Annotated in this window: 9 protein-coding genes and 1 tRNA gene; 6 read left to right on the forward strand and 4 right to left on the reverse strand. The window is 69.1% G+C overall.

Annotation, left to right across the window (positions count from 1 at the left end):
• Positions 1 to 1264: acyl-CoA carboxylase subunit beta (locus tag Q7J26_RS13170; protein ID WP_304936862.1), on the reverse strand; the 1264-nt coding region annotated here is incomplete at its 3' end.
• Between Q7J26_RS13170 and Q7J26_RS13175 the strand changes: the two genes are divergently transcribed.
• The 6 genes from Q7J26_RS13175 to Q7J26_RS13200 all read left to right on the forward strand — a co-directional run bounded on the left by Q7J26_RS13175 (position 1263) and on the right by Q7J26_RS13200 (position 7106).
• Positions 1263 to 1403: a hypothetical protein gene (locus Q7J26_RS13175; RefSeq protein WP_304936863.1), complete on the forward strand. Its 141-nt coding sequence runs from the start codon at positions 1263 to 1265 to the stop codon at positions 1401 to 1403. The genes Q7J26_RS13170 and Q7J26_RS13175 overlap by 2 nt on opposite strands.
• A complete protein-coding gene (locus Q7J26_RS13180; protein ID WP_304936864.1) occupies positions 1396 to 2832 on the forward strand; it encodes a short-chain fatty acyl-CoA regulator family protein in 1437 nt (478 codons plus the stop codon). Before Q7J26_RS13175 ends, Q7J26_RS13180 begins: the two co-directional genes overlap by 8 nt.
• A 7-nt stretch (positions 2833 to 2839) precedes the next feature.
• A complete protein-coding gene (locus Q7J26_RS13185) occupies positions 2840 to 3877 on the forward strand; it encodes an oxidoreductase (protein ID WP_304936865.1) in 1038 nt (345 codons plus the stop codon).
• Positions 3878 to 4163: 286 nt separating this feature from the next.
• Positions 4164 to 4538: a BlaI/MecI/CopY family transcriptional regulator gene (locus tag Q7J26_RS13190; protein WP_304936866.1), complete on the forward strand. Its 375-nt coding sequence runs from the start codon at positions 4164 to 4166 to the stop codon at positions 4536 to 4538.
• Positions 4535 to 6181 (forward strand): M56 family metallopeptidase, encoded by a 1647-nt coding sequence (locus Q7J26_RS13195; RefSeq protein WP_304936867.1) that lies wholly within the window; start codon positions 4535 to 4537, stop codon positions 6179 to 6181. Before Q7J26_RS13190 ends, Q7J26_RS13195 begins: the two co-directional genes overlap by 4 nt.
• Positions 6182 to 6275: 94 nt before the next feature.
• Positions 6276 to 7106 carry a hypothetical protein gene (locus tag Q7J26_RS13200; protein ID WP_304936868.1) on the forward strand — a complete coding sequence of 277 codons (831 nt, stop codon included), beginning with the start codon at positions 6276 to 6278 and terminating at the stop codon, positions 7104 to 7106.
• Between the two features lie 124 nt (positions 7107 to 7230).
• Here Q7J26_RS13200 and Q7J26_RS13205 read toward each other — a convergent pair.
• From Q7J26_RS13205 to Q7J26_RS13215, 3 genes are all read right to left on the reverse strand, one after another.
• Positions 7231 to 7317, reverse strand: a tRNA-Leu gene (locus Q7J26_RS13205).
• Between the two features lie 48 nt (positions 7318 to 7365).
• Positions 7366 to 8817, reverse strand: a complete 1452-nt coding sequence (locus Q7J26_RS13210) for a M20/M25/M40 family metallo-hydrolase (RefSeq protein ID WP_304936869.1) — start codon at positions 8815 to 8817, stop codon at positions 7366 to 7368.
• Positions 8818 to 8860: 43 nt separating this feature from the next.
• Complete coding sequence (locus tag Q7J26_RS13215; protein WP_304936870.1) at positions 8861 to 9100, reverse strand: DUF3297 family protein; 240 nt, start codon at positions 9098 to 9100, stop codon at positions 8861 to 8863.
• Positions 9101 to 9484: the final 384 nt, after the last annotated feature.

The raw sequence follows: 9484 nt of genomic DNA on the forward strand, positions 1-9484 counted from the left end.
CGTAGTTGACGTCGCCGCGCAGGTGTTTCGAACTCATGACGTCATAGGCGCCGCCATAGGCCTTGCGCGTGATCAGGGTCAGTTTCGGCACAGTCGCCTCGGCATAGGCGAACAGCAGCTTGGCCCCGTGTTTGATCAAAGCGCCGTACTCCTGCTTGGTCCCCGGCATGAAGCCCGGCACGTCCACCAGGGTCACCAGCGCAATGTCGAAGGCGTCGCAGAAGCGCACGAAGCGCGCGGCCTTGCGGCTTGAATCGATGTCCAGCACCCCCGCCAGCACCTGGGGCTGGTTGGCGACGATCCCGACCGTCTGGCCGTCCAGCCGGCCGAAGCCGCAGATGATGTTCTTGGCGAAATCGGCCCCGATCTCGAAGAAGTCGGCCTCGTCGACCACCTTCAGGATCAGCTCCTTCATGTCATAGGGCTGGTTCGGATTGGCCGGGATCAGGGTGTCCAGCGACGGCTCGTCCCGCTCGGGCTCGTCATAGCTCTCGCGCACCGGCGGCTTTTCGCGGTTCGACAGCGGCAAAAAGCCGATCAGGCGGCGCACCTCCGACAGGGCCTCCAGATCATTCTCGAACGCCCCGTCCGCCACGCCCGACTTACCGGCATGGACCCGCGCCCCGCCCAGGTCCTCATGGCTGACCACCTCGTTGGTGACGGTCTTCACCACGTCGGGGCCGGTCACGTACATATAGCTCGTGTCCTTCACCATGAAGATGAAGTCGGTGATGGCCGGCGAATAGACGTCGCCCCCCGCGCACGGCCCCATGATCACGCTGATCTGGGGAATGACGCCGCTGGCCAGGGTGTTCTGCAGGAAGATGTCGGCGTAACCGGCCAGGCTCTCCACCCCCTCCTGGATCCGCGCCCCGCCGGCGTCGAACAGGCCGATGATCGGCGCGCCGGTGGTCAGGGCCATCTTCTGCAGCTTGACGATCTTGGCCGCATGGGCGCCCGACAGCGACCCGCCGAACACAGTGAAGTCCTTGGAGAAGACATAGACCAGCCGCCCGCCGATGGTCCCCCGCCCCGTCACCACCCCGTCGCCGGGGATGCGTTGCGTCTCCATGCCGAAGTCGTGGCTGCGGTGTTCCACGAACATGTCGGTCTCCTCGAAGGAGCCCTCGTCCAGCAGAACGTCGATGCGTTCGCGCGCCGTCAGCTTGCCCTTGGCGTGCTGTGCGGCGATACGCTTTTCCCCACCGCCCAGTTTGGCGGCGGCGCGACGACGCTCCAGTTCTTCAAGGATGGCTTGAGTCATGATCGGTTTCGGCCTCTTGTTCGAACGGCAAGGAGTGGCGGCTTCATCGCAATTTGGCAAACGCAACTTTGCAAAAGGTGCGGAACTGCGCGGACTTGCAAAGGCGGCGACGATGAACTGCAAACTTGCGAATGGCTGAGAAGCTTTTCCTGGGCGCCAAGCTGCGCAAGCTGCGCGAGGCGCGCGGCTGGACGCTGGAGGCCTGCGCCGAACGTCTGGGCCTGTCGCCGTCGTATCTGTCGCAGATCGAGACCAATCAGCGCCCGGCCACCGCCCGCGTCCTGATCGCCCTGACCCGCGCCTTCCATATCGACGCCAGCCTGTTCGATCTCGAGGGCGACGCCCGCCTGATCGCCGACCTGCGCGAGGCCACCACCGACATCGCCGGCCCGGTCAGCGGCGGGGCCGAGCCCCCGACGGCGGCCGAGCTGAAACAGGCCGTCGCCAACACCCCGCGCCTAGCCCACCAGTTCCTGGCCCTGCACCAGGCCTTCCGCCAGCTGGACGAGCGGGTGAAGGCGCTGGACGACACCCTGGGCCGCGACGAACTGGGCGCCCGCGTCGCCCTGCTGCCCTATGAGGAGGTCCGCGACTTCTTCCACTACCGCGACAACTACGTCGACAGCCTGGACACGGCGGCCGAGGCCCTGGCGGCCGAAATCCCGCAGGACGGCCCGATCGAACGGGCGCTGGAGACCCTGCTGGCCGACCGGCACGGGGTCCGCACCGTCTATGTCGCCGGCCAGGAAGCGTTGCGCCGCTACGACCCCGCCAGCCGGATCCTGAGCCTGGACGCCTGGCTGCCCGGCGCGACCCGGTCCTTCCAGCTGGCCCACCAGTTGGCCCTGCTGTCCTTCCGCGACCGGATCGAGACCGAGCTGGATCAGGCCGCCTTCCGCACCCAGGCCGCGCGCGACGTGGCCCGCGTCGGCCTGGCCAACTACGCCGCCGGTGCGCTTCTGTTGCCCTATCGCGCCTTCCTGGAGGCGGCGCGGGCGGAGAAGCACGACATCGACCGCCTGCGCACCCGGTTCCAGGTCAGTTTCGAGCAAGTCTGCCACCGGCTCTCGACCCTACAACGGCCCGGCTGGCGCGGCGTGCCCTTCTATTTCGCCCGCGTCGACATGGCCGGCAACATCACCAAACGGCACAGCGCGACGCGCTTCCAGTTCGCCCGCTTCGGCGGCGCCTGCCCCCTGTGGAACGTGCACGAGGCCTTCGCCACGCCCGACCGGATCGGGGTCCAGTTGGCTGAGATGCCCGACGGCTCACGCTACATCTCCATCGCCCGCTCCGTGTCCAAGCCCAGCGGCTCCTACCTCGCCAACGACCGCCGCTACGCCCTGTCCCTGGGCTGCGAGGTCGAGCACGCCGGATCCCTGGTCTATGCCGCCGGCCTGGACCTGAACGGCCCCGCCGCCCGGATCGGCGTCAGCTGCCGCATCTGCGAGCGCACCGACTGCACCCAGCGCGCCTTCCCGCCCCTGGACCGCCCCCTTCACGTCCCCGAGAACGAGCGCGGCGTCGTGCCCTATGTGCTGGATGGCCCGCGCCCGGACCGCTATTGATCGGGGCATGACCTCACACGCCCCCATCGGCGTCGCCGTCGTCGGCTACGGCCTGGCGGGCCAGACCTTCCACGCGCCCCTGATCGCCGCGACCCCCGGCCTGACCCTGACCGCCGTCGTCTCATCGCGCCCTGAAGCCTTCCACGCCGACCTGCCGCACGTCGATGTCCTGCCCGATCTGGACGCCGCCCTGGCCCGCGACGACATCGGCCTGATCGTCGTCGCCACCCCCGACGCCCTGCACGCCGAACAGTCCATCGCCGCGCTTCAGGCCGGCAAGTCGGCGGTGGTGGACAAGCCCTTCGCGGCCACCCTAGCGGACGCCCAAGCCGTCGCCGCCGTCGCGGCCGATGCGCCCGGCGTGTTCAGCGTCTTCCAGAACCGCCGCTGGGACGCCGACTTCCTGACCCTGCGCCGCCTGATCGCCGAGGGTGAACTGGGCGACGTCGCCGTGTTCGAAAGCCACTACGACCGCTTCCGCCCGACCGTGACCGACCGCTGGAAGGACCAGCGCGACGGCGGCGTCTGGGCCGACCTGGGCCCGCACCTGATCGACCAGGCGGTCCAGCTGTTCGGCCCGCCCCTCGCCGTCTACGCCGACCTCCAGGCCCAGCGCGTCGGCGCCACCGCCATCGACTACGCCCACGTCCTGCTGCGCTACGACCGGCTGCGCGTCATCCTGAACATGAGCCACCTCGCCGCCGACGCCGGCCTCCGCTACGTCGTCCACGGCACAGGCGGCAGCTTCATCAAACACGGCCTCGACGCCCAGGAGAGCCAGTCCAAGGCCGGCCTACGCCCCGGCTGCCCCGACTGGGGCCTCGACCCCTCGCCCGGCGTCCTGACCCAACAGATCGACGGCCAAACCCTCCGCACCACCCCCACGCCCGAACGCGGCGACTACCCCGCCTTCTACGCCGCCGTCCGCGACGCCATCCGCGGCGAAGGCCCGCCCCCCGTCCCCGCCGACCAGGCCCTGACCGTCATGCGCATCCTCGACGCGGGATTGCGCAGCGCCGCCGAGGGCCGCGAGGTCTCGCTCTAGCCTTCACCTCCCCGCGCGCGAAGGCGCGTGGGGAGGACCGGTCGCGCTTGCGACCAGGCGGGGGCGACTCCGACGGTGATGATGACCACGCCGGCTTCACACACCGTCTCGCCCCCACCTGGCGTTCGCTGACGCTCCCGCCTGTCCTCCCCGTCGGCCTTCGCCGACGGGGAGGTGAGAGAGCCCCCCACCCTACCGCGAGTTCATCCATCCGCCTCATTCCCGCCCCAATCCGCTACGCATGTAGCGCTACAAATGTAGCGTCAACAGTCCCGGGAACAGCCTCATGATCGAATCCCTGCCCCGCCGCGAACGCGAGGTCTTCGAGACCCTGTGTCGGCTCGAGAAGGGCGCCGCCGCCGCCGTCCGCAACGCCCTGTCCGACCCGATCAGCGACTCGGCCGTCCGCACCCTGCTGTCGCGGCTCGAGACCAAGGGTCTGATCGAACGCGCCCCCGGCCCCGACGGCTATGTCTACAGCCCCGTCCAGCGCACCGAGGCCGTCGCCGCCGGCGCCCTGCAACGGATGATCGACACCTTCTTCGCCGGCTCGGCCGCCAGCGCCGCCACCGCCCTGCTGGGCCTAGGCCAGAAGCTGACGCCGCAAGAGGCCGCCGCCCTCGAACGCATGATCGACGAATCCGTGGAGCGCGAGTCGTGACCTGGGCCCTTCTCCTTTCGCTGCTGGTCAAGTCCAGCCTGATCGCCGGCGCCGGCCTGGCCTGTTCGCGCCTGCTGGCCCAGCGGCCGGTCGACCGGGTCGACATCCTGCGCGGCGTGACCTGTCTGCTGCTGGCCCTGCCGGTGATCATGGCGGTTCTGCCGTCGCTGAAACTGGCGCTGCTGCCCGCCGCAGAACCCCTCGTCTCGCCCCAAACTCTGCCCCTGTGGCAGGGCGAGGTCGGCCCCGTCGCCGGGGTCGAGATCTCCGGCGCCCTGCCCTGGCCCACGCCCGCCCTCATCGTCGGCCTGATCTGGCTGGCCGGCGTCGCCGCTGTCGCCGGACGGCTGGTGCTGGGCCTGAACACCCTGGATCGCTGGACCCAGGAAGGCCGCCCGGTCAAATGCCCCGCCTGGCGGACCGCGCTGGACACCCAGACCACCGGCCAACCGCCGCGTCTGATCGCCAACGACCGCCTGTCGGGTCCGCTCAGTTGGGGCGCCGCGCCCGGCGTCATCCTGGTCGATCCGACCAGTCTCGCCGAACGCCAGGCCGCCCCCGCCATCCTCGCGCACGAACTGGCCCATCTGCGGCGCAAGGACTGGGTCTTCCTGGTCCTGTCGCGGCTCAGCCTGGCCCTATTCTGGTTCAATCCCCTGGTCTGGGCCCTGCACCTCGACCTGGTCGCCCGTTCGGAAGAAGCCGCCGACGCCGACGCCCTGACCACCGTGGACCGTCAGGTCTACGCCCGCGCCCTGGTCCGCCTGGCCGCCCATCCCGTCCCCCGCTCCATCCCTTGCGCCGCCAGCCCCATGGCCGCCGACGCCCGCACCCTGAAGACAAGGATCGCCTGCATCATGTCGAACACGCCGTCCCGCCGCCGCCCGCTGACCGTCGCCCTGACCGTCGCCGCCCTCGCCGCCGTCGCCACGCCCCTGGCCGCCCTGGAACTGAGCCGTCAGGACTGGGCCAGCCCGCCCCCGCCGCCTGAAGCGCCTGAGCCCCCGCCTGCCCCGCCGGAACCGCCCACGCCCCCGTCGATGGTCGTCGCGCCCCCGCCTGCTCCTCCTGCTCCGCCTGCGCCTCCCGCTCCGCCTGCGCCGCCTGTCTTCAGCTCAAGCTACACCTACACCTACAGGGGCGCCCCCTCCCCCGAAGCGGAACGCGCCGCGGCCGACGCCCGCGCCCAAGCCGATCAGGCCCGCGCCCGCGCTGACGAAGCCCGTCGCGGCGCCGACCAAGCCCGAACCCGGGCCGACGAAAGCCGCGCCCGGGCGGAAATCGCCCGCCTCGCCGGCGCCCAGGCGCGCGCCAACGCCGCCCAGGCCCGCGTCGAAGGCGAAAAGGCGCGGCGCATGGGCGAACAGGCCCGGCTTCAGGCCGCCGGCGCCCGCGTGGACGCGCGCCGCCAGATGGCCCAGGGCGCCGAACAGATGCGCAAGGGCGCGCAGGACCTGCGAGCGGAAGCCGTGCGCCTTCGTGATCCCGCCTACCGCGCCCGCCAGATCGCCGAGAACCGCGCGCGCGGCAACCGCGTCACCGACGCCGAACTGGTCGCCCTCTCCGCCAGCCTGCCCGCCGACGCCGACCGAATGGAACGCGACGCGGACCGCATGGCGCGCGACGCGCGCCGTCAGGATTGATCCGGACACGACCCTATCGCGAGCTTTCACGACCTATGATTGACTTCGCTGCCCAGATGCGACACTTTAAGGTTGCACACAGGGAGCAAACACAATGTCAGTCATCGTCACGCTTCACATCTTCTCTGGTCGTCCGGACCCCGTTTGGGAATTGGCGGAAGATCAGGTGCTTCAACTCACCGAACGGCTCCGATCCACGCAGGAGCGGTCACTTCTTCGTCCCCCCGGCATCGCCGGCGCGCTGGGCTATCGGGGCTTCAGCATCGCCAGTACGGGCGAGAAGGCGCTGGATTCGCACATCTTCGTCCACCAGGGTCTGGCCGAGATCGGCGGCCTCAATATTTCGCTCAACCTCGGATCGCCGGAAACCGAACAGTTTCTGCTCGAAACCGGCCGGGCGACGCTTCCCGACGATCTGTATGCCTATGTCTCGGAGGAAATCGGCGGCGAGGGTTTTAAGGCGGAGGCGGCGCCCACGATTTTCGCCGCGCCGCCCTATGATCCGGGCAAGTGGAACAATAACGCCTACATCATGGCGAACAACAACTGCTACAACTACGCCAACGACAAGATCACCAACAGTTTCGCCCAGCCCGGGCGCGGGTCCGGCCAGATGTACACGGCGTTCAGCTGCGACAACGTCGGCGCCGCCTCGCAGCGCGACGGCCAGATCCTGATCCCCAATCCCAACATCACCCCGGCGGAGGGTCAGATCATCTGCCTGGTCATCTGGCCTGGACGTGACTTCCATTGGTACCGAAGGGACAGCAACGGCCTGTGGTCTCACAAACCCGGCAGCACGCCGGCCAAGAATACGGACAACTCCGGAAATCTGATCCAGAGCCCGGCCACCTGCAATCGCGGCCCGTACGTGGATCTTTGCAGCTACTTCAACAGCATTCCCGCCCAGACGCGCATCTGGTGAAGACGGCCTGTCGCCTGGGCGGCTCGGGTCTTCTGCCCGTGACGTCCAGGCCTCAGCCTGTCACCCCGTTGACCGGCGCCAAGTCGTCCGGTTGCGCCATCATAACGGGATGATCTTCAAGATCTGGTGCGGGCGGCCGGGGTCGAACCGGCAAGGACTTTCGTCCGGCAGATTTTAAGTCTGCTGCGTCTACCAGTTTCGCCACGCCCGCGAGCCGGTCCGGCTCTATAGCCAGAACCGGACCGTGTGGCCAAGCGACCTAGTGTGCGGCCGGCGTCGCTGTCGTCGTCGCCGGTTGCATGGCGCGGAAATCGACGTCTGAATCGGCGATCAACCACAGCAAGCCTGCCCAGGCGGCGACATTCTGGTCCAACTGGGCCGGATCGATCTTGTCCAGGGTGTCGTTGGCGGTGTGGTGCAGGTCGAAATAGCGAGTCCCGTCCTGCGCCAGACCGAAGAAGGGCACGCCCAGCGGCCCCATGGGGCCGACATCGACCCCGCCGTCGGTCTCGACTTCATTCGAGGCCAGGACGCCGATCGGATAGAGGACGCGGGTCGCCGCCTTCTGGAAGTCCGAGCCCTGGGCGCCGGCCGGCAGGCGCAACGCATAGACCCGGTCCGCGCCGAAGTCGCTTTCGCCGGCGATGATGTGGCTCTCCAGGGCGGCGCCTTGGTTGCGGGCGTAGACGCCGCCGCCGTTGCCGGTCTGGGGCGTGGGCTGGGCCACTTCCTCGGAGCCGTAGAAGATCACGCGCAGGGTGCGCGCGGGGCGTCGACCGCTGTCGGCGATGGCCTTGGCCGCCGCAACCGTGATGGCGCCGCCCGCGCCGTCGTCGATGGCGCCGGTGCCAAGATCCCAACTGTCCATGTGCGAACCCAGCACGATGATCTCATCCGGCCGGGTGGCGCCGGGCAGGTCGCCGATGACGTTCTGGCTGTGGGTCTCATAGGTGCGGGCGGTCGAGGTCAGGTGCATCCGCACCGGCTCCCCCAGGGCGATCAAGCGGCTGACCTGGTCGGCGTCCGGCGCGGACAGGGCGAAGGACGGAAGGGTCGGCTTGCCGTCCACATAGCGGGTGGTGCCGGTGTGGGGCATCCGGTCCTCGTCCGAGCCGACCGAGCGCATGATGAAGGCCGCCGCCCCCTTGGCCGCCGCCACGCCCGGACCGGCGCCGCGCACCCGCGTCTGGGGACCATAGCCCGAGCCGTCCTGCATGGCGTGCATCTGGCCCAGATCGACATAGACGATCTTGCCGCGAACGGCGGCAGCGTCGGCCACCTGCAGGTCTTCCAGGCTGGAGAATCGCACCACGTCCGCCTCGACCCCGCCGCGCGGGGTGGCCGGCGAATGGCCTAGAGCCGCGGCGACCAGGGACTGGGCGTTCCTGCCGACGATGGCGGCCGAACCTTCGCCCCGCTCCCAACCGACCAGGGGGAATTCTTCTATGCGGACGTTCTGGAAGCCGTGGGCGCGCAGATAGTCGGCGGCCCAGGCGGCGGCGTCCTGTTCCGACTTCGATCCCGCCGGCCGCGCGCCGAAGCGGGTAGTCAGCTGGGTGACGTAATCCAGGGCGATGTTCGACTTCAGCGCCGCATCACGAACGGCGATGGCGCGCTGCACCGTGGCCGCATCCTGGGCCTCGGCCACAGGAGCAGCGGCGACGACAAGACCGAGCGCGAGCGCGCTGACGGTCAGCAGACGGAAGGACATCGGCAGGCTCCAGACTCGGGGAAGAGCCGCAGCCTAGAAAGACTTAGCCGTTCTGGAAATAGGGTTCGACCACGCCCTGCAGTTTGACGGTCAGGGCCTTGCCCTTGCGGTCCACCCGATTGCCCAGCGCCAGCCGCACCCAGCCCTCGGAGACGCAGTATTCCTCGACGTTGGTCTTTTCCTCGCCCTTGAAGCGAATGCCGACGCCGCGTTGCAGCACGTCCGCGTCATGGAACGGGCTGGACGGATCGACGGAGAGGCGGTCGGGGGGCGTGTCGGACATGATCGTTCGGCGGCTCGGATATCGGGAAGGCGCGGTGATAGCCGCGCCCGGCCCTCATGCCAACCGAAACCAGCTGATCAGCTCATGGAGTGGTGAACGGCGGCGGCGGCCCAGATCAGTCCGGCAGCAGGCAGGCCGAGGATCAACACCCGTCGCAGACGGTGAGCGATATACAGAACCTCGCCCATCATGGCGGACACCCTCGATATGATCGTCGCCCTCTATCGGAGCGCGAGGGATATGATCCGCCAGAATGGTTATCGTCAGGAGATCGCCAGGCTACGCATGAATGCGGATGCGCCTATTGCACCGTCTGGCGGGGCTGGGCGTCTGCAGCGGCGGCCGGCTTGTAGGGCTGGGGGCCGGCGGCGGCGGGGGCGGCCG

This window comes from Brevundimonas sp., from assembly GCF_030656255.1.
Lineage (GTDB): Bacteria > Pseudomonadota > Alphaproteobacteria > Caulobacterales > Caulobacteraceae > Brevundimonas.